This window comes from Flavobacterium sp. GW821-FHT12A05 (assembly GCF_058807735.1).
This window is the reverse complement of sequence record NZ_JBXAQY010000001.1, coordinates 705,722-724,379: the sequence shown is the minus strand read 5'-3', so window position 1 is coordinate 724,379 and position 18,658 is coordinate 705,722. Positions and strand designations below refer to the sequence as shown.

Genomic DNA, 18,658 nt, shown 5'->3' with positions numbered 1-18,658 from the left:
TTTATTTATTGTTTTGGCGAATATAAACTTCGGTTGCACCTAAGCCGTATTTTTGATAATTGGCATCGTGGAAATCAATTCCGTCGTAACGGCCTAATAAAAAATCAAGTTCGGCTTTTAAAATTCCTTCGCCGACACCGTGAATAAAAACGATTTTTGGAATGCGGTTTCGTATCGCAAATTCAATGTGTCTTTTTGCCGTTTCTGTCTGCAGTGTCAAAATATCATAATTAGACATACCGCGTTTATTTGGAACTAATTTTTCGATGTGCAAATCAAATTCCGGAGCCGATATTTCACGTTTATCTTTCTTTTCTTTTACAAAACTTCGCGGTTTTGGTTCCGTTTTCTCTTTTGAAACCTCATCTAAATCAATTCTTTTAATAGAATTCATTAAATTACTGGAATCTTGCATTTTAAGCAATTCATTGACAAAAAATGTCATCATGAATCCGTCTTCAGTTTCGATCAAAACTTCGTTGTTTTTCACCGAAACTACTGTTCCGTTTATCGCTTCGTCTAAGACTGAAACCTTATCTCCTTTAGTCAACATCCTGCTCCTCTTTTTCTTGGTTCTTACTTGGTATTTTTGCACTTAACTGCATCATTCCATACATAAAAACGGCAATAGCAATTACCATTATATAGATATTTTTTTGATCTGAAACCTGCTCGTATAAGGCAACCGAAATGGCAAGAATCATGATTAAAATTTTAAAAGTTTTCATTTTTTAAAGTTTAAGAATTCAAAAGTATAAAACTTTAAACTAGCAGTTGTTTATCTCTTGAAATGTTATCCAATATTTTTTTGTAAAATTGTAAAAAAATCAACCCATGAATTTAGAGAAATACATGATCCCCTGCCTGTTCAAAAAACTGTTTGGTTTTGAGTGTCTGGGCTGTGGTTTTCAGCGCTCTTTATTCTTACTTTTTAAAGGCGAATTTTCGGCTGCTTTTTACATGTATCCGGCGATCTACACTACCCTGCTTTTTTTAATTTTAGTCGCTTTATATTTTTTGGATAAATCCAGAAATTATCAGAAAATTATTTGGAAAGCCGCAACGCTCAATATCATTTTTATGTGCATTGGTTACGTCTACAAACACTATTATATGTGATGTTTTTCCGGATCAATTTACCTCTTAACCTGATTCAAAATATCGTTCATCATCTCGATTTGAACTTTCTGAATTTCGATTAATTCTTGCTGCTGATGCATAATTAAATGATCAATTTTATCATGAATCATTCTTATTTCCAATTCAGATTTCAGGTTAATCATATAATCTTTTTTAGCGCGGTTTCGGTCTTTTTCTTCCTGACGATTCTGGCTCATCATAATTACCGGAGCCTGAAGTGCGGCAATACACGATAAAATTAAATTCAGTAAAATAAACGGATAGGGATCGAAGCCTTTATTAACCAAAATATAAACGTTCGAGCCAATCCAAACGACAATAAAAACCATAAACGAAATAATAAAAGTCCAGCTTCCGCCAAAATCAGCCACTTTATCGGCTATTTTTTGTCCAAAACTTCTCGTTTCATCTTCATCTTCCACAATACTTACGATCGATTTATCTTCTTTTAAAGAAGAAATAACACTTTTTTCAAGATCTGAAAGCGTCCCGATTTCTGCCGACAAATAATTCGAAATGTATTTTTGACGGTATTCATTTAATTCCTGCACCGAAATAAAATCGTCATCGCAAAACGAAGGATGATCCTTAACAATAAGACTTAGAATAGGATCATGAATAGATTTCCCGTAAATTTTCTCACTTTCCGGAAAAGAAGCATTAGAAATAGCACTTTTAAAAGCTGGATTATTTTTCATTTTTGTGAATTTTATCTGCTAATTTACACAATTAACTTCTTAAGAATCATATAAAAAATCAGCTTTTATCAATCTTTAATTTATCACAAATAGGATTATTACAACAAAATTTCTTTAGTTAATTCATGCCCTTATTTACAAAAAACGCCTTACTTTTAACGTCTTAAATTATCCACTCAATTTTACTATTGTGACAAAAGACAATATCATACAAAATATCAAGGCTTTAAAAAGCCATTCTAATATAAATTACGGTATTAAAACCAAAACTGAAGATTTTACCGAGAAGCTGTTTTATACTCTTTTTGATTCGAATGCGGCACTTGATGAAAGCATTGATGAACTCGAAATCAGGTTTAAGGAAATTGCAGTTTTAGCCTGCAAAAAGCCGGAAAATTTATGCGAATCGATTTGGGACCGCTTTCTGGAAAAACTTCCGGGCGTTTTAGAAAAATTAAATGAAGATGCAGCTTATATCTTAGAAAATGATCCGGCATCCAACAGTATTGATGAAGTTTATTTGGGATATCCGGGCTTTTATGCCATTGCGATTTACAGATTGAGCCATGAATTATACCAATTAGATTTATTATTGTTTTCGAGATTAATGAGCGAATATGCACATAGAATTACCGGAACTGATATTCATGCCGGAGCCGACATCGCTTCGCCGTTCTTTATAGATCACGCAACCGGAATTGTTATTGGCGAAACCACCGTGATTAAAAAACACGTTAAGATTTATCAAGGTGTTACTTTGGGTGCTTTGAGCGTAAGCAAAGAAATGAAAAATGCCAAAAGACATCCAACCGTTGAGGCAAATGTCTGTATTTATGCCAATGCTACGATTTTGGGAGGCGAAACCACAATTGGAAAAAACAGCATTATTGGCGGAAACTCCTGGGTTACCAAATCTATCCCCGAAGATTCAATTGTATTAAACACCACTACAACAGAAGTTAAAATAAAAGAAAAAAGATAAAATGGGTCCACAGAAATTGCTAAACCTAATTGGAAATACTCCATTAATGGAAACTGTCAATTTGGTTAAAAATAAAAACGTTAAACTTTTACTGAAACTAGAAGGAAACAATCCGGGCGGAAGTGTAAAAGACAGAGCGGCTTATAACATGATTGCAGCAGCTCTTGAAAGAGGCGAAATTAAAAAAGGAGATAAATTAATTGAAGCAACAAGCGGCAACACCGGAATTGCCCTTGCTATGATTGCTCAATTATTTCAAATAGAAATCGAATTGATTTTACCGGAAGATTCTACAAAAGAACGCACACAAACGATGCGTGCTTATGGTGCTACAGTTATTTTAACGCCTGCAGAAGATGGAATTATTGGCTCAAGGGACTATGCCGACAAAAAAGTGGCAGAAGGCGGTTATATCATGCTAAATCAGTTTGCGAATGACGACAACTGGAAAGCGCATTATAAAACAACAGGCCCTGAAATCTGGAACGATACTGACGGAACGGTAACGCATTTCGTTTCGGCAATGGGAACAACCGGAACCATCATTGGAACTTCGACTTATTTAAAAGAAAAGAATCCGGCGATTCAAATTATTGGCGCACAGCCAAGCGACGGATCTCAAATTCCCGGAATCCGTAAATGGCCTCTGGAATATTTACCTAAAATTTTTGATGCTTCAAAAGTCGATACGGTTGTTGATGTAAGTGAAGAAGAAGCCAGAGAAATGACTAAAAGACTAGCTCTTGAAGAAGGCGTTTTCGCCGGAATGAGCAGCGGTGGTTCTGTAGCCGTTGCCCTTAAAATCGCAGAACAATTAGAATCTGGAGTTATCGTTGCCGTTATCTGCGATCGAGGCGATCGATATTTGTCTTCGGATTTATTTGATTAAGAAAAAGGGACAAAGCAACAAAGGTTCATAGGGACAAAGGCCGTAAAGCTAAGTTTATACCAACTGGTTACAACCCTTATAACTTCCAAAAGACGCACTGCTGTGCGCCTCTACAAAAAACCTTTGTCGCTTTGTCACTCTGAACCTTTGCACCTTTGCTACTTTTGAACCTCAAAAAGAAAAACATGCTCTACAGAAAACTAGGAAAAACAAACTTTAATATCTCTGAAATCTCTCTGGGAACCTGGCAGGTTGGCGGAAAATGGGGATCAGGATTTGATGATAAAACAGCTGACGAACTCATAAATACAGCTATTGACAACGGTGTAAATTTTATTGATACTGCCGATGTTTACGAAAACGGATTAAGCGAAACTGCGGTTGGTCGTGTAGTTCGTTCGCGTTCTGAGCGTATTTACGTTGCCACAAAATGCGGACGCCAGATTAATCCGCATGTGAATGAAGGCTATCAGCCAAAAGTACTTCAAAAGTTTGTTGAAGACAGCTTGAAAAGAACCGGATTAGAAACTCTGGATTTAATTCAGCTGCATTGTCCGCCGACGGAAGTATATTACCGACCTGAAATTTTTGAAATGTTTGACCGCTTAAAAGAGCAGGGGAAAATTTTAAATCTCGGCGTAAGCGTAGAAAAAGTAGAAGAAGCGCTAAAAGCGATCGAATATCCGAATGTAACAACGGTTCAGATTATATTTAATTTGTTTCGTCAGCGTCCGTCGCAATTATTTTTCTCCGAAGCAAAAAAGAAAGACATTGGTATCATTGCAAGGGTTCCTCTTGCAAGCGGACTTTTAACAGGTAAATTTGATACGAAAACAACTTTTGATGCACAGGATCACCGTAATTTCAACAGAAACGGAGATGCCTTTGATAAAGGCGAAACTTTTTCGGGAATTGATTATGATTTAGGTTTGAAAGCGGTCGAAGAACTAAAAGCTTTGTTTCCAGAAACCGAAAACCTTGCTCCTATTGCTTTACAGTGGATTTTGAGCTTTAATGAAATAAGCTGTATTATTCCGGGTGCTTCAAAAGAAAGTCATGTACTTTCTAACCTTTCTGTTTATGATTTACCTCAATTAAGTCCGGAAAAAATTTCAGCAATGAATAAAATTTACGAAGAGTACATAAAACCTTCTGTACATCAGCTTTGGTAACTCCTTTTAAGTTTCTGAGGTTCTAAGATACTAAGGTGCTGAGATTTTAAAAAAGTTTCTGAGATACTAAGTTTCTAAGGTACTGAGATTTTTTTTAAACTTAGAACCTTAGTATCTTAGCAGCTTAAAAACTTAGTACCTCTTTATACGCAACCATTTTATTAAATAAACATCTACATAACATATACACAATAGTAATACAGTCTATACGCCATGAAAAGTTTACGTTTTTACCTGAAAGTTATCTGTTTGTTAATTCTTTCCCGCGAAAGAGACGATGAAGAACCAATGGAGAATTATACAAAATTCAAAAGAAAAACTTAGAATCTTAGCATCTCAGAGTCTTAGTCACTTAGAGTAAAACTTAGATTTCGAATTCAATTTTAAATTCAGCTCCTTTATTTTTTCCATCGCTTACCGCACTTAATCGGCCTTTGTTTTTTTCGATGATTTTCTTGCAGAGATAAAGCCCAATTCCGGTTGAAGATTCATTTGCAGTACCTAATCGGCTCATTTTGGTGAATTTTTTAAACAATTCCTCAATCTGATGTTTATCAAAACCAATTCCTTTATCGGCAACCGTTATAATTAAGTTCGAATTTTCTTTATAGATTCTTGCTTTAATTTCGCTGTCAAAATAAGAAAACTTAATAGCGTTGCTAATTAAATTTACCAGAACCTGAACCAATAGACCTTCGTCTATTTTAAGTTTAGCCTCATCTGTTTCTACACTTAAATTAAGTGTGATGTTTTTATCTATTAATCGCTGTTCTACTTGTTCGTTTATAAAAGGAAGAATATTAGCAAAAGAAATGAGTTTGGCTTCGGTTGTTATTTTTGAAACCTGATCTTGTTCTTTTAACAGCTTGATAAAATTTTCGATGTATCTAAATTGCAGATTAGTCGATTCACAAATTAAATCGGCCAGATGTTTTACAGAATCAGAAGGATTTTCGCTTAAGATTAATTTTGCCAAACCCTGCGGATTTCCGGCAAAGTTTTTCAAATCATGCGAAAGCATATAAATTAAATCTTGTTTTTCGTTTATAAAACTTTCAGATTCATAAATAGATTCCTGAATATTACACATTAACAAACCTGCTTCATCCGTATAATCTGTTGGGAGAACAGACAATTTTCTTTTATTCCTGTAATCGTCTAAAGATTTTGAAGCAATTGAAATAGGTTCTATCAGTTGTTTTAAGACTACAAGTGTTACAGCAGTGGCCAGCAGTGTCATTATTAAAGAAAAAACAAGAATAGAAGTTGGCGAGATACTATGATCGAAAAAGAGAACAAAAAAAAGGATCCCAATTAACGGAATATGAATTCCTATAAATGCAACGAATAAAAATTTAAACGCATAACTTTTTTTCAAAAAGCTAATTTGCGAAAGGTTATGATATAATTTCATAAAAACATAACAAAACTATAGGTTATATACAGCAGCTTGGGGACTTAATAGCAGAAACAAAGTTAACTTTTAAAGTTAATTAAACTAGCAAATTACACAATTTGATAAAATATTATGAAAATAAAATTTGTAAAAGTTTACAAACCCTTATTTTTGCGCTATGGGAAGAAAAAATACAGACAAAGTTGTCTTTCATCAAATTCAGGTTCTTGATGCCGGAGCAAAGGGAGTGTCAGTTGCAAAAGCTCCTGACGGAAAAGTTATCTTTATTCCGAATGTCGTTCCTGGTGATGTAGTTGACGTACAAACGTTCAAAAAAAGAAAAGCATATTACGAAGGAAAAGCCGTAAAATTTCACGAATTATCAGAACACCGCATTGAACCTATCTGCGAGCATTTTGGTGTTTGCGGCGGATGTAAATGGCAAAATATGAAATACAGCCAGCAGCTGTATTACAAACAAAACGAAGTAAAAAATCATTTACAGCGTATTGGAAAAGTAGAACTTCCTGAATTCGAAACTATTTTGGGTTCAGAAAAACAGTTTTTCTACAGAAATAAAATGGAATTTTCGTTTTCTAACAGCCGTTGGTTAACCGAAAAAGAAATTGGAAGCACCGAAGATTTAGGAAACAGAAATGCATTAGGATTTCATATTCCTAAAATGTGGGATAAAATTCTGGACATCGAAAAATGTCATTTACAAGAAGATCCTTCTAATGCTATTAGAAACGAAATCAGAGCTTTTGCCAATGAGCATAATTTAGCCTTTTTTAATCCGAGAGAACATTCTGGTCTTTTAAGAACTTTAATGATTCGTACAGCATCAACTGGCGAGATCATGGTTTTGATTCAGTTTTTTGAAGATGATAAAGCAAACCGCGAATTGGTTTTAGATCATATATACGAGAAATTCCCGCAAATTACTTCATTACAATATGTAGTAAATGCGAAACAAAACGATACTATCTACGATCAGGATATAAAACTTTACAAAGGAAGAGATTATATCTTAGAAGAAATGGAAGGTTTAAAATTCAGCATCAATGCTAAATCTTTTTACCAAACTAACTCTGATCAGGCTTACGAATTATACAAAATAACTCGTGATTATGCCGGATTAACTGGAGAAGAAACCGTTTACGATTTATATACCGGAACCGGAACTATTGCACAATTCGTTTCTAAAAAGGCCAAAAAAGTAATTGGTGTAGAAAGTGTTCCAGAGGCAATTTTAGACGCTAAAGCAAATGCTGAACGCAATAATATTACGAATTGTGAGTTTTTTGTTGGAGACATGAAAGTGGTATTCAACGAGGCATTTATTGCACAACACGGAAAACCAGATGTTATTATTACAGATCCTCCAAGAGACGGAATGCACGCAGCTGTAATTGATCAAATTTTAAAAATTGCTCCTAAAAAAGTAGTTTATGTAAGTTGTAACTCTGCAACACAAGCACGTGATTTGGCTTTGATGGATGAAAAATACAAAGTTACACGCGTACGTCCGGTAGATATGTTTCCGCAGACGCATCATGTTGAAAATGTTGTACTTTTAGAACTTCGATAATTATAAAATTATAAATGAAAAAAATAATCTCTCTTTTATTACTTTTTACTTTTGGCTTGTCCAGTTGTGAGAAAGATGATATTTGCGATGCAAATACACCTACAACTCCCAGACTAGTAATAACGTTTTATGATAATGCAGCTCCTACTGTACTTAAAGATTTAACCAACGTAAAAGTGGTTGGCGTAGGTAAAACAGATGCTGAAGCGATTATTTTTAACAAAAACGGAACCGATGTAACTAAATATTTAGCAACAGGAAGCAGTATTTCGATTCCATTAAAAACAGATGCCGAGACCACTTCTTACAGATTTATATTTAATTCGACAAGTGCAAACCCAAATACAGATGTTTTAACATTCAATTATAAAACACAGAGTGTATATGTTTCCAGAGCTTGCGGTTTTAAAACCACTTTTACCTTAAATCCTCGTGACGCTACGGCCAATTCAGGACTTATTAAAACAGATCCGGCAGGCGACGGGTTTTGGATGCTGAATATTAATGTCTTAAAATCTAATATCGAATTCGAAAATGAAACACACGTTAAAGTATACTTTTAGTCTTTGTTTTCTTTTATCAATGTTTTTAGGACATTCTCAGGTAGTAGTAAAAGATACGGTAACAGTAAGAGACCTTGATGATAAAAGGCCAGTCGAAACTGCAAAACCGGTAAAAAAGGCGAAACCTGCAGCTCAAGAGGTTAAAAAAGACACCATTATTCCGCCTAAAATAGATCGTTATGGTCTAAGAGTGGGTGTCGATTTGTATAAATTGACCAGAGCTTTTTATGACAAAGATTATAAAGGTATTGAATTTACAGCTGACTGGCGTTTGACTAAAAAATATTATATCGCTGCCGAATTAGGTTACGAAGATAAAACGACAGACGATGACCGATTAAATTCGACTGCATCCGGAACATACATCAAAGGAGGTTTCGATTATAATTTATACGACAACTGGCTTGATATGGAAAACCTTATAACAATAGGTTTAAGAGGTGGTTTTAGTTCTTTCAGTCAGGATTTAAACAGCTATAAAATTTACAACCCGAATCCGTATTGGGGAGAACAGCCGGCAATTACAGCGAATCAAAAATACAGTGGTTTATCTGCTGCATGGCTTGAAGTCGCTATGGGAATTAAAGCTAAAGTTTTCAATAACATATTTGTTGGATTTGGCATTCAGCTGAAACTTTTAGCCATGAACAACAAACCATCAGGATTTGATAATCTTTATATTCCGGGTTTCAACAGAACTTATGACGGAAATTTTGGAGTAGGATTCAATTATACCGTTTCGTATTTCATCCCGATTTACAAGAAAAAAACAATTGTACCGCCGCTTATAAAAGAAGCTCCTAAAAAGAAGTAGTTTTATATAAAAAATTAAAGCCCCGAATTCGTGAATTCGGGGCTTTTAAATTTAATAGTTTTAAGAAAGCTGAAATTCAACAGCAGCATTCGCATGTATTGCAGTGGTATCAAAAATAGGAACCGATAAATCTCCCGGTTTTATGACCATTGGAATTTCGGTGCATCCTAAAATAATTCCTTCTGCACCATTTTTAATTAGTTCGTTAGCAATTTCCAAATAGCGTTTTTTAGTTTCATCGGTTACAATTCCTCTGCCCAACTCTTCAAAAACGGTATAATGTATAAAATCCCTATCTTCCTGACTTGCCGGAATAATAGTTTCAATTCCTTTATCAGTCAGTTTCTCTTTAAAGAAATCAAGTTCCATTGTAAACTTGGTTCCCAATAAACCTACTTTTTTAAGTTGTTGTTTTTCAATCTCAACTGCCGTTTCACTAGCAATATGAATAATTGGTATATCAATCGCTTCCTGAAGTCGGTCGGCAATTAAATGCATGGTATTAGCGCACAAAATAATAGCTTCTGCCCCGCCCGACTTTAAAAACTCGCAGCCTTTAAAAAGCATATTAAAGGTCGAATCCCAATCGTTATTATCGTTATTCTTCTTTATATCAGCATAATTAAAAGAATAAACCAAACATTCAGAGAAATTTAATCCGCCTAGTTTTTCATTTATCCCAAGATTTATAAGTTTATAATAATCTGTAGTCGAAACCCAGCTTATACCGCCAATAAGTCCAATTTTTTTCATTATACTGATATTTTAAAATTTATCCTATCTCTCTAATTCCTTTTATAAAAATCCATTTCATAAAAAGTTTTTCACCGTCTTTAGTTTTCACAGCCTGAAATTTAGGCGAAATCAAAGTAGCGGCAATAAAAGCAGTCATCGGGATCCAAAGTCCTGTCAGCCCTGTATACATAGCCACCAAAAATCTTCCTAAAATAAATAAAATTGCGAAACACCCTAATTGGTATAGAAAGGCTCTTACTTGTAGTTTTGTCATTTTTTTTTAAAGTTGCTAAGGTTCTGAGGTGCTAAGGTTCTAAGTTTTTTTCTTAGAACTTATATTTCTGAACCTTAAAATTATCTTATTACAAATCTTAGTATCGTAGAAACTCAGCCCCTTAGAAGCTTAGCATCTTAGAACCTTAAATTTGAAATTTCGTTCTCTTACTTCCTTCGTACATTTCGTATTTAACCAAACGCGCTTCAAGACTTCCGTTAAAAAGTTTGATTTTTCTTGATGGTTTTAATCCAACGAATTTTAAAGCTTCAAGGTTTGCGGTAATAAACCACGCATTTGTTCCCGGATAATTTTTCTTTAAAGTATCGCCTATGTTTTTGTAGAATTCTTCCATGTGAATATCCAAACGCTCGTCATAAGGCGGATTAAAAACAATATGAAGCTTTCCTTCTACCTCTTTTTCGGTATCAAAAAAGTTATTATCTTCAATCGTTACGTAATCTTCCAGATTAGCATTTTTAATATTATCTTTTGCTTTGCTAACCGCACTTGGCGCTTTGTCAAAACCTTTTATAGTATAATGAAACTCTTTTGTTTTCTTCATCAAACTGTTTACAATCTGATCAAATAAATCATTGTCCCAGTCTTTCCATTTTTCAAAAGCAAATTCTTTACGGTTAATGTTTGCCGGAATATTGCAGGCAATCATCGCTGCTTCTGCCAAAAAAGTTCCAGATCCGCACATTGGATCTAAAAAGTGGCTCTGCCCTTCCCAGCCAGATAACAATAGAATTCCAGCTGCTAAAACCTCGTTAATAGGCGCAATATTAGTCGCTGTTCTATAACCACGCTGATGAAGTGAATTTCCAGACGTATCTAAAGCAACCGAAACCTGATCTTTATCAATATGAACATTGATTCTTAAATCCGGATATTGTTTATCAATGCTCGGTCTTTGTCCTGTTCTTTCTCTAAACTGGTCCACAATAGCATCTTTACATTTTTGAGAAACAAACTCAGAATGATTAAAATAAGTCGAATGCACCGTTGCATCAATAACAAAAGTTTGGTTGGCATTAAGCAGTTTCGACCAGTTTATGCCTCCAATTCCTTTATATAATGCCTGTTCGTTATTAGCCCTAAAAGAATAAATAGGTTTCAAAACCTTAAGCGCCGTTCTAAGCGATAAATTAGCTTTGTACATAAAACCTTTATCTCCCTTAAAACTTACCATTCTTACGCCTTTTTCAACATCCTGAGCGCCAAGAGTTCGTAATTCCTTTTCTAATATTTCTTCAAAGCCAAAAAAACATTTGGCAATCATTCTAAAATTTTCTTCCATCTTTATTTTTGTATTAAAAAACAACTCCAATCGGAGACGCACAGCAGTGCGTCTTTACCAAATATTTAGGTATCCTCGCGAAATAGTTATTTTTCGGCAAAAATACACTAAATTTGCCGGACTTGAATTAATTGAAATAGAATAAATGTCTGACGCACCTAACTCATCAACACCAAATCAGGAAAGAAATACCGAAAACTGGTTTACATCATGGTTTGATACTCCGTATTATCACATTCTTTATAAGGATCGAAACTACCGAGAAGCTCAGATTTTCATGGATAATTTAACGCATTATTTAAACCTGCCCGAAAAAGCAAAAGTACTTGACTTAGCCTGCGGAAAAGGGCGCCATTCTATATACCTAAACCAATTAGGTTATAATGTATTAGGCGCAGATTTATCTGAAAACAGCATTGCCGAAGCCAGCAAAAACAGCAACGAACACCTGCATTTTAAAGTGCACGATATGCGTGAGCCTTTTGAAGAAAAATTCGATGCTATTTTTAATCTTTTTACTAGTTTTGGTTACTTCGAAAATGACGAAGATAACCTGACAACACTTAAAGCAATCAAAGACAGCTTATCTGAATATGGTTTTGCCGTAATTGACTTCATGAATGTCAATCAGGTAATTGAAACTTTGGTTCCGGAAGAAGTAAAAACCGTTGACGAAATTGATTTTCATATTAAAAGATATGTTGAAGACGGACATATCCTTAAAGAAATTGATTTTGAAGACCAAGGCAGAAAATATCATTTTACCGAAAAAGTAAAAGCCTTAACACTAAAAGACTTTCAGGATTTAATGGATGAAGCGGGAATTTATCTTTTAGATATTTTTGGAGATTACAAACTCAAAAAATTCCATAAAACCGAAAGCGAAAGATTAATCATGATTTTTAAATAAATTGGTGAATCGTTTAATTGTTTAACCGTTTAATCGCTAGACAAAAAAACAATTAAACGATTAAACAAATCAACGGTTAAACAAACTAAAAATGAATTATCTACTACCCTTATTTTCTGTACTTTTAGGATATAGTGTGGCTTTGTTTATAAAACCCGAAAACAAAACCAATTTAAAATTACTACTCGCTTTCAGCGGTTCATTTTTATTATCGTTAACCGTAATGCATCTTCTGCCGGAAGTTTACAGCAGTCACAATCACAAGATTGGTTTGTTTATAATGGTGGGGATTTTGTTTCAGATCATTTTGGAATTTTTCTCCAAAGGAGCTGAACACGGACACGTTCACGGACATGCAAAAATGTCTCAGATTCCGTGGTTACTTTTCATCAGTTTGTGTATACATGCTTTTTTAGAAGGTTTTCCGGTAAGTCATCATCATGATTTAGCCGTTGGAATTGCCATTCATCATTTGCCAATTGCTGTAATTTTAACCACATTTTTCATCAATGCCGACTTAAACAAAAAAGCCATTTTTGCTTTTATGCTTACTTTCGCCATCATGACGCCACTGGGAACTATTGCATCAGAATATCTGCCTCTTTTAAACGATTATTATACCGAAATAACTGCAATCGTAATTGGTATTTTATTCCACATTTCGTCGACTATTATTTTTGAAAGCAGCGAAGGACATAAATTTAATATCGCCAAAGTTTCGATGATCGTTCTTGGAATTTTACTGGCATTCTTTTTATAATCTGAGCGTGCCCCAATTTACAAAAGGCGCTATTTAACAAACCGCTTATGTGCGCCTTTCGCAAATTCGGTCGGGCTATACGCATTACTTCGGTAATCTGCTCCTATCCCTCACGCAAACAAATCAGTTTAATTTAGTAAAAAAAAATGCTCCATCGGAGCATAATATTTATAGCATAATTTATTTCTATGCATACAAAAGCTCCAACGGAGCGATATATATCGCTCCGCTGGAGCTTAAAATCATGGTGTAAATAATTGCTATAAATATTATGCTCCGATGGAGCTTTGAATTATCTAATTATAAAAGGCAAAATTTCACAATTCACAATTCACAATTAATAATTAATAATTATTTCCCAGTTCGTTTTTTCTCCTCTTTATTTCCAAAATCACGTTCCTGAACTTTAATTTTCTTATTCCCAAAATTATACGTTACAGATAATCTCGCAAATCTATTACTTTCATTCTGGCTGTAAACCTGAGTTACGCCGTTTACAATCGATTTATACCCTTTTAAGTACGAAGTATTAAAAATATCATTCAGCAATAAATTCACTTGCAGGTTGTTTTTAAGAAAACTTTTTCTTACCGAAAGATTCAACCCGGACATATATCCAATTTCATACAAACCTCTTTTAAAAGGCGAACTGTAAAAATATTCTACCTGCAATTTTGTAGTTTCACTCAACGAAAAAGTATTTTCTGTCGTAAAATAAAGCTGTCCGCTGTTTGAAGGAACCGCATTTATATTTGATGTAAACGAAGTTTTTGATCCTAAAAGATAAACCGAAGTCTGCGTTTCAAACCAGTTTGTTACTTCTGCTGAATAACTTTCTCCAATCCCGAATGAACTTTCATTAAAATAATTTTCTCTCGTTACTATCTGCGTATTAATTTCTGGATTTGAAGTAAAAACAACCCCGTAGCCATTCGTAGTTTGGTTAAAGAAAATATTGGTTCTTAAATTCTTTTTAAACGAATAGGTAAAATCGAAATTATCGCTGAAAGATGGTCTTAAAAACGGATTCCCTTCGGAATAACTATTACTATTGATATAAGAGCGAAACGGATTTAACAACCCAAATCCCGGACGATTGATGCGTTTTCCGTAAGTAAAATTAAAACCATGAATATCATTTAATTGATAATCCAAATACAAACTCGGAAACAGTTTTAAATAATCGTTTTTTACTTCCTGTTTTAAAGTTTCAGAATAACCGTTAGTTTGCGTATTTTCTAATCTCAATCCCAGCTGAATCGAAAATTTATCGTTGAATTTCTTGTTTCCGTTAATATAAACCGCCTGATTGTTTTCTTTGTATTCAAAAACATTCGACTGATTTGGATCCAGAATTTCATTTCCGGAAATGGTGTTGTAGTAAAACACATCGCTGTTACTTTTTATAAAACTTATTTTTCCTCCGTAAGACAAATCAAAAGCTTTCATAGGATGTTCTATATCAGCTTTTAAGCTAAAATTATCAATTCCCTGGTTGGAGTTATTTCGCGCTGCCTGATTCATGTTTTGATACGTTCCGTCTGGAAGATATGTTTTGGCAACAAAGTTTTTATCGAACCTGGAATCGTAGCTGAAATAATCTAAATCAACACTGACTTTTCTTCCTATCGAATCTAATTTCGAAATCAAATGCGCATTATAAGTCTGACTTCCGGAATATTTGTTATTAAAACCTTTATTAACCAGCAGCGAATCGACTGAATTTGAGTTATTAAAAATCTTGATAACCGTGTTCGAATTCATATCCGGATTGTAACTTTCGTTTAAATATTGAAATCCAATTGTAGTTTTATCAGAAACATCATAATCTAAAGAAAAACGTCCCGAAATACTGTTTTCTTTCTGCTTAGAAACATCTCTCAACTGCCATAACCCTTTTGGATAATAAATATCTAAATCCTCTGTGTTATTCGTGTTTCCAATGCGTCCGTTACCGCTGAAAGCAAATCGGAACTTATTTTTGTTGTAGAAAAAACTGTTTCTCAAAGTATAAATTCCGTATTTATTTTGATCGTATGACATTGTAGCCGCGTTTTTCCATGAATCGTGCATTCCTTTTTTCAAAATAATATTAATAATACCGCCAGTTCCGTTTGCTTCATATTTTGCCGGCGGATTTGCAATAACTTCAATACTTTTAATATCATTTGCCGAAATTGATTTCAGGAAACTATTCAATTCTTCGCCGGATAATTCGATCATTCTGCCATCAACCATTACTCTCGAAGCGCCTTTTCCTAAAATATTAATTGTACTTCCCTGCACCACAACACCCGGAGCTTTATTAATTGCCATAAGCGCATCTCCGCCCGAAACCGAAATATTGTTTTCTACATTATATACAACACGATCAATTTTTTGTTCTACTCTATTCTTTTTGGTTTTAATGACAACTTCACCTAAATTGGTTGCCGTTTCTTTTAAAATGATAGTTCCTAAATCAGTATCATTTTCTATTGAAAGTTCCTTTTCATATTCAGCATATCCCAAAAGACTTATTCCTATTTTATAATTTCCTTTTTTAAGATTGATTTCAAAAGTTCCATCTTGTTTTGTTGTATATCCATCAATAATTTTTCCTTCTGAATTGAATATAGAAACATCTGCCCATTCTAATGGCGTAGTTTCATTTGATACTTTTCCTTTTAATTTTAAAGTTGACTGCGCTAAACAAAATAAAGGCAATAATAAAAAGATAAGGAGATTTGACTTTTTCATAATTTCTAATTTTAACTTGTTCGATTAATTTGAAGCAAAGTTGCCTTAGAAATTTTCAAGATTCGACCGAGAAAAAAAAGTCGAACCATTTTCTCATCAGGAAATTGGTTCGACTTTATTTGCTATGAAGTACGACTTTTTACAAACCGTTTATTTTCAACTATTTCTGTAAGCCGTAGGCGTTAAATTGGTATATTTTTTAAATGAAGTATTAAACGACGATTTGGAGTTAAAACCTACTTCGTACAGAATTTCTAAAACAGTAAGTTCTTTTTTAGAAGGATTTTTTAAAATATTCATGGCTTTTTGAATACGATATTCGTTTACAAAATCAAAAAAATGCTGATCCATATAATGATTTATCAAAACCGACAGATCGCGAACCGGAATATTAATTTGATTGGCCAGTTCCTGTATCGTAAGCGACGGATCGAGATAAGGCTCTTTCTCGGCCATATATTGTTTTAATTCTTCAATTTGAGTTTTAACAGCATCATTTTGATTGTCTTTTATTTCGGCGACAGCCTGATTTTCTTTAGGAAGAATATCTTTTGCCAATTGTAATTTAGAATTAATTCCTCTAAAAAGCTCCGGATGGTTCATTGCCTTTAGCACAAACCAGCAGGTAACAAGCAAAGCCACGCTTCCTACCAATATATTGGCCCAAATAAAAGTTTCATTAAAATCTGTGTATCGCAATAAACCTTTTAAAAGTACAAGCGTATGTGAACCCAGAAAAACGGCCGTAATTTGAAAAAGCCATTTATAAGTCGATGTGCTTGGGTTGGTGTAATTTTCGAGATAAATTTCTCGGTATTTTTTTAAGATTAAAAAGACACTTATAATGTAAAAGAAATATTGAACTTCGACCAAAATAAGAAAAAAGTGCATTTCGGGCATTTGATTGTGAAACTCAAAAAAATGTAATTTTTCGGCTGTAGGTGCAAAATAAAATCTTGGCACAAAAGCCAAATTCACTACTAAAAAAGGAATTGCGTGCAAAAGATGTTTCCATTTTAATCGAAAATCAGAATAACAAACAGAAAGCACATAAAGATAAAACAACGGCATTTCGATTAAGCAAGTTGTCCACCTAAAAACCTCAAGATTAACTTTTCCGTAAATAAAATCGTAGACAAAAAAACCGCTTAGATCAACTGCGGTTAAGATAAAAAAGATGGCAAATAAACGGTTTGCGAGCTTATTTTCTGTTTTTACCGTTAATAAAAAAAAGGCAAGCAGTAAGGAAACAAAAACCGCAATCCAGGCTACGCCATTCAAAAAACTTAATTTATCCATTTGTCTTTTTATATATAACAAATATAATATTTTAGTTGGTGTAACAAAGCGTCGCGATAGTAGTCTCTATACTTAAAAAATAGTAGAAAAAAGATCATAAATAACTGTGACTTTATGTACTAAATTTCTAGATTAAAATAAAAAAACATTAATTTTGACCCGACCAATTACACGAAAAATGACGTTTACAAAAACCACGGAGCAAGCATCAAAGTACGAACATTTAGAAAAAATGTCAGTTCATGAATTGTTAGTAAATATTAACGAGGAAGACAAAACTGTTCCTTATGCAGTCGAAAAAGCTTTACCTCAAATAGAAGCTTTAATTCCTGAAATAGTTGCAAAACTAAAATTAGGAGGCCGATTATTTTATATAGGAGCAGGAACATCAGGGCGCTTAGGTGTTGTTGATGCATCAGAATGTCCGCCTACTTTTGGCGTTCCCTTTGATTTAGTAAACGGAATTATTGCAGGCGGTGATACCGCAATTCGTCGTGCGGTAGAAAATGCCGAAGACAACGCAACGCAGGCTTGGCTTGACCTAAAATCACACAACATCGATCAAAATGATGTGGTTATTGGTATTGCGGCTTCTGGAACAACTCCATACGTTATTGGCGGATTAGAAGCTTGTAATCAAAACAATATTGTTACAGGCTGTATAACTAATAATGCGGGAAGTCCGCTGTCATTAACGGCAAAATTTCCTATTGAAGTTGTAGTTGGACCAGAATTTATTACGGGAAGCTCGAGAATGAAAGCCGGAACAGCTCAGAAATTGGTTTTAAATATGATTTCGACTGCAGCGATGATTCAGCTTGGAAAAGTAAAAGGCAACAAAATGGTCGATATGCAGTTAAGTAATGTGAAACTGGTTGATCGAGGCGTGAAAATGATTATGGGAGAAATTCCGGTTTCGTATGAAGAAGCTTCGGAATTATTGAAAAAATACGGCAGCGTTCGAAATGCTGTCGACAATTATAATAAGTAAAAGGGTTTATTTTAACCGCAAAGTGCGCAAAGTTTAAATTAAATGAATCTTTGTCAAAGTTTAAAACTTTGACAAAGATAAGACCACAAAGTTTTAAACTTGAAACCTGAAACTTAAAACAAAACAACAAAATGGCAACAAACAAGCAATTATTAGGAAAAGGGATTAAATATTTAACAGGCGCTCTGCCTTTAATGTTTCTTGGACCATCGTTGATTTACAATGCTTTTATGAATCAGCATACTAATTGGCATTATTTGGTTTTAGGAATTGGAATTGCAGCTTGTTTGAGTTCTATGGTTTTGATTTTTTTAGGTTTGAAAATCATTATGAAAGGTTTGTTTAATGACTAAATCAGCCATTTAAACAAACCCGACAGGTTTTTGAAACCTGTTGGGTTAA

Annotated in this window: 20 protein-coding genes; 11 read left to right on the top strand and 9 right to left on the bottom strand. The window is 34.1% G+C overall.

The features are described 5' to 3' along the window. Position 1 precedes the first annotated feature (1 nt). Together AC1RRQ_RS02870 and AC1RRQ_RS02865 are read right to left on the bottom strand one after the other, a co-directional pair. A complete protein-coding gene (locus tag AC1RRQ_RS02870; RefSeq protein WP_493021236.1) occupies positions 2 to 553 on the bottom strand; it encodes a DUF8465 domain-containing protein in 552 nt (183 codons plus the stop codon). After that, on the bottom strand, positions 543 to 728 hold the full coding sequence (locus tag AC1RRQ_RS02865; RefSeq protein WP_493021234.1) for a hypothetical protein: 186 nt from the start codon (positions 726 to 728) through the stop codon (positions 543 to 545). Before AC1RRQ_RS02865 ends, AC1RRQ_RS02870 begins: the two co-directional genes overlap by 11 nt. Positions 729 to 834: 106 nt before the next feature. Here AC1RRQ_RS02865 and AC1RRQ_RS02860 point away from each other — a divergent pair, with 106 nt between their 5' ends. After that, entirely contained in the window at positions 835 to 1,119 is a 285-nt protein-coding gene (locus AC1RRQ_RS02860; RefSeq protein WP_493021232.1) for a DUF2752 domain-containing protein, read from the top strand. A 17-nt stretch (positions 1,120 to 1,136) separates the two neighbouring features. On the opposite strand, the gene AC1RRQ_RS02855 is transcribed toward AC1RRQ_RS02860, so the two are convergent. Beyond that, positions 1,137 to 1,838, bottom strand: coding sequence for a DUF1003 domain-containing protein (locus tag AC1RRQ_RS02855; RefSeq protein ID WP_493021230.1), 702 nt, complete (start codon positions 1,836 to 1,838; stop codon positions 1,137 to 1,139). A 190-nt stretch (positions 1,839 to 2,028) separates the two neighbouring features. Between AC1RRQ_RS02855 and epsC the strand changes: the two genes are divergently transcribed. The 3 genes from epsC (at position 2,029) to AC1RRQ_RS02840 (ending at position 4,881) form a co-directional block, all read left to right on the top strand. Further along, entirely contained in the window at positions 2,029 to 2,820 is a 792-nt protein-coding gene (gene epsC, locus AC1RRQ_RS02850) for a serine O-acetyltransferase EpsC (RefSeq protein WP_493021228.1), read from the top strand. Position 2,821: 1 nt separating this feature from the next. Further along, the gene (gene cysM / locus AC1RRQ_RS02845; protein WP_493021226.1) at positions 2,822 to 3,709 is read left to right on the top strand and encodes a cysteine synthase CysM; all 888 of its coding nucleotides are present in this window, start codon (positions 2,822 to 2,824) and stop codon (positions 3,707 to 3,709) included. A gap of 185 nt (positions 3,710 to 3,894) precedes the next feature. Beyond that, on the top strand, positions 3,895 to 4,881 hold the full coding sequence (locus tag AC1RRQ_RS02840) for an aldo/keto reductase (RefSeq protein ID WP_493021224.1): 987 nt from the start codon (positions 3,895 to 3,897) through the stop codon (positions 4,879 to 4,881). A 364-nt stretch (positions 4,882 to 5,245) separates the two neighbouring features. Here the strand turns inward: AC1RRQ_RS02840 and AC1RRQ_RS02835 are convergent, their stop codons facing one another. Then, on the bottom strand, positions 5,246 to 6,121 hold the full coding sequence (locus AC1RRQ_RS02835) for a sensor histidine kinase (protein WP_493021222.1): 876 nt from the start codon (positions 6,119 to 6,121) through the stop codon (positions 5,246 to 5,248). 334 nt (positions 6,122 to 6,455) lie between these two features. Here AC1RRQ_RS02835 and rlmD point away from each other — a divergent pair, with 334 nt between their 5' ends. From rlmD to AC1RRQ_RS02820, 3 genes are read left to right on the top strand one after another with little or no spacing between them, the layout of a single operon-like run. Continuing rightward, a complete protein-coding gene (gene rlmD / locus AC1RRQ_RS02830) occupies positions 6,456 to 7,868 on the top strand; it encodes a 23S rRNA (uracil(1939)-C(5))-methyltransferase RlmD (RefSeq protein ID WP_071637083.1) in 1,413 nt (470 codons plus the stop codon). Between the two features lie 14 nt (positions 7,869 to 7,882). Further along, the gene (locus AC1RRQ_RS02825; protein ID WP_493021220.1) at positions 7,883 to 8,431 is read left to right on the top strand and encodes a DUF6452 family protein; all 549 of its coding nucleotides are present in this window, start codon (positions 7,883 to 7,885) and stop codon (positions 8,429 to 8,431) included. Beyond that, on the top strand, positions 8,403 to 9,245 hold the full coding sequence (locus AC1RRQ_RS02820; RefSeq protein WP_493021218.1) for a DUF6048 family protein: 843 nt from the start codon (positions 8,403 to 8,405) through the stop codon (positions 9,243 to 9,245). Before AC1RRQ_RS02825 ends, AC1RRQ_RS02820 begins: the two co-directional genes overlap by 29 nt. Positions 9,246 to 9,305: 60 nt before the next feature. Here AC1RRQ_RS02820 and AC1RRQ_RS02815 read toward each other — a convergent pair whose 3' ends face one another. The 3 genes from AC1RRQ_RS02815 to AC1RRQ_RS02805 all read right to left on the bottom strand — a co-directional run bounded on the left by AC1RRQ_RS02815 (position 9,306) and on the right by AC1RRQ_RS02805 (position 11,557). After that, on the bottom strand, positions 9,306 to 9,998 hold the full coding sequence (locus AC1RRQ_RS02815; protein ID WP_493021216.1) for an aspartate/glutamate racemase family protein: 693 nt from the start codon (positions 9,996 to 9,998) through the stop codon (positions 9,306 to 9,308). A gap of 19 nt (positions 9,999 to 10,017) precedes the next feature. After that, the gene (locus AC1RRQ_RS02810; protein ID WP_012024562.1) at positions 10,018 to 10,254 is read right to left on the bottom strand and encodes a hypothetical protein; all 237 of its coding nucleotides are present in this window, start codon (positions 10,252 to 10,254) and stop codon (positions 10,018 to 10,020) included. 145 nt (positions 10,255 to 10,399) lie between these two features. After that, positions 10,400 to 11,557 carry a THUMP domain-containing class I SAM-dependent RNA methyltransferase gene (locus AC1RRQ_RS02805; RefSeq protein WP_493021213.1) on the bottom strand — a complete coding sequence of 386 codons (1,158 nt, stop codon included), beginning with the start codon at positions 11,555 to 11,557 and terminating at the stop codon, positions 10,400 to 10,402. A 145-nt stretch (positions 11,558 to 11,702) separates the two neighbouring features. Here AC1RRQ_RS02805 and AC1RRQ_RS02800 point away from each other — a divergent pair, with 145 nt between their 5' ends. Further along, complete coding sequence (locus AC1RRQ_RS02800) at positions 11,703 to 12,467, top strand: class I SAM-dependent methyltransferase (RefSeq protein WP_493021211.1); 765 nt, start codon at positions 11,703 to 11,705, stop codon at positions 12,465 to 12,467. Positions 12,468 to 12,558: 91 nt separating this feature from the next. After that, a complete protein-coding gene (locus AC1RRQ_RS02795; protein WP_493021209.1) occupies positions 12,559 to 13,227 on the top strand; it encodes a ZIP family metal transporter in 669 nt (222 codons plus the stop codon). A 351-nt stretch (positions 13,228 to 13,578) separates the two neighbouring features. On the opposite strand, the gene AC1RRQ_RS02790 is transcribed toward AC1RRQ_RS02795, so the two are convergent. Then, positions 13,579 to 15,966 carry a TonB-dependent receptor gene (locus tag AC1RRQ_RS02790; protein ID WP_493021207.1) on the bottom strand — a complete coding sequence of 796 codons (2,388 nt, stop codon included), beginning with the start codon at positions 15,964 to 15,966 and terminating at the stop codon, positions 13,579 to 13,581. A gap of 156 nt (positions 15,967 to 16,122) precedes the next feature. Further along, on the bottom strand, positions 16,123 to 17,265 hold the full coding sequence (locus AC1RRQ_RS02785; RefSeq protein WP_493021205.1) for a helix-turn-helix domain-containing protein: 1,143 nt from the start codon (positions 17,263 to 17,265) through the stop codon (positions 16,123 to 16,125). 178 nt (positions 17,266 to 17,443) lie between these two features. On the opposite strand from AC1RRQ_RS02785, the gene murQ reads away from it, so the two are divergent. After that, a complete protein-coding gene (gene murQ / locus AC1RRQ_RS02780) occupies positions 17,444 to 18,256 on the top strand; it encodes an N-acetylmuramic acid 6-phosphate etherase (RefSeq protein WP_493021203.1) in 813 nt (270 codons plus the stop codon). Positions 18,257 to 18,387: 131 nt separating this feature from the next. Then, the gene (locus tag AC1RRQ_RS02775; RefSeq protein ID WP_493021201.1) at positions 18,388 to 18,609 is read left to right on the top strand and encodes a DUF6095 family protein; all 222 of its coding nucleotides are present in this window, start codon (positions 18,388 to 18,390) and stop codon (positions 18,607 to 18,609) included. Positions 18,610 to 18,658: the final 49 nt, after the last annotated feature.

Bases quoted from the DNA above. Each gene is read 5' to 3' on its own strand.
- AC1RRQ_RS02870 (WP_493021236.1), bottom strand. From the start codon at position 553: ATGTTGACTAAAGGAGATAAGGTTTCAGTCTTAGACGAAGCGATAAAC.
- AC1RRQ_RS02865 (WP_493021234.1), bottom strand. From the start codon at position 728: ATGAAAACTTTTAAAATTTTAATCATGATTCTTGCCATTTCGGTTGCC.
- AC1RRQ_RS02860 (WP_493021232.1), top strand. From the start codon at position 835: ATGAATTTAGAGAAATACATGATCCCCTGCCTGTTCAAAAAACTGTTT.
- AC1RRQ_RS02855 (WP_493021230.1), bottom strand. From the start codon at position 1,838: ATGAAAAATAATCCAGCTTTTAAAAGTGCTATTTCTAATGCTTCTTTT.
- cysM (WP_493021226.1), top strand. From the start codon at position 2,822: ATGGGTCCACAGAAATTGCTAAACCTAATTGGAAATACTCCATTAATG.
- AC1RRQ_RS02840 (WP_493021224.1), top strand. From the start codon at position 3,895: ATGCTCTACAGAAAACTAGGAAAAACAAACTTTAATATCTCTGAAATC.
- AC1RRQ_RS02835 (WP_493021222.1), bottom strand. From the start codon at position 6,121: ATGACACTGCTGGCCACTGCTGTAACACTTGTAGTCTTAAAACAACTG.
- rlmD (WP_071637083.1), top strand. From the start codon at position 6,456: ATGGGAAGAAAAAATACAGACAAAGTTGTCTTTCATCAAATTCAGGTT.
- AC1RRQ_RS02825 (WP_493021220.1), top strand. From the start codon at position 7,883: ATGAAAAAAATAATCTCTCTTTTATTACTTTTTACTTTTGGCTTGTCC.
- AC1RRQ_RS02820 (WP_493021218.1), top strand. From the start codon at position 8,403: ATGAAACACACGTTAAAGTATACTTTTAGTCTTTGTTTTCTTTTATCA.
- AC1RRQ_RS02815 (WP_493021216.1), bottom strand. From the start codon at position 9,998: ATGAAAAAAATTGGACTTATTGGCGGTATAAGCTGGGTTTCGACTACA.
- AC1RRQ_RS02810 (WP_012024562.1), bottom strand. From the start codon at position 10,254: ATGACAAAACTACAAGTAAGAGCCTTTCTATACCAATTAGGGTGTTTC.
- AC1RRQ_RS02805 (WP_493021213.1), bottom strand. From the start codon at position 11,557: ATGGAAGAAAATTTTAGAATGATTGCCAAATGTTTTTTTGGCTTTGAA.
- AC1RRQ_RS02800 (WP_493021211.1), top strand. From the start codon at position 11,703: ATGTCTGACGCACCTAACTCATCAACACCAAATCAGGAAAGAAATACC.
- AC1RRQ_RS02795 (WP_493021209.1), top strand. From the start codon at position 12,559: ATGAATTATCTACTACCCTTATTTTCTGTACTTTTAGGATATAGTGTG.
- AC1RRQ_RS02790 (WP_493021207.1), bottom strand. From the start codon at position 15,966: ATGAAAAAGTCAAATCTCCTTATCTTTTTATTATTGCCTTTATTTTGT.
- AC1RRQ_RS02785 (WP_493021205.1), bottom strand. From the start codon at position 17,265: ATGGATAAATTAAGTTTTTTGAATGGCGTAGCCTGGATTGCGGTTTTT.
- murQ (WP_493021203.1), top strand. From the start codon at position 17,444: ATGACGTTTACAAAAACCACGGAGCAAGCATCAAAGTACGAACATTTA.
- AC1RRQ_RS02775 (WP_493021201.1), top strand. From the start codon at position 18,388: ATGGCAACAAACAAGCAATTATTAGGAAAAGGGATTAAATATTTAACA.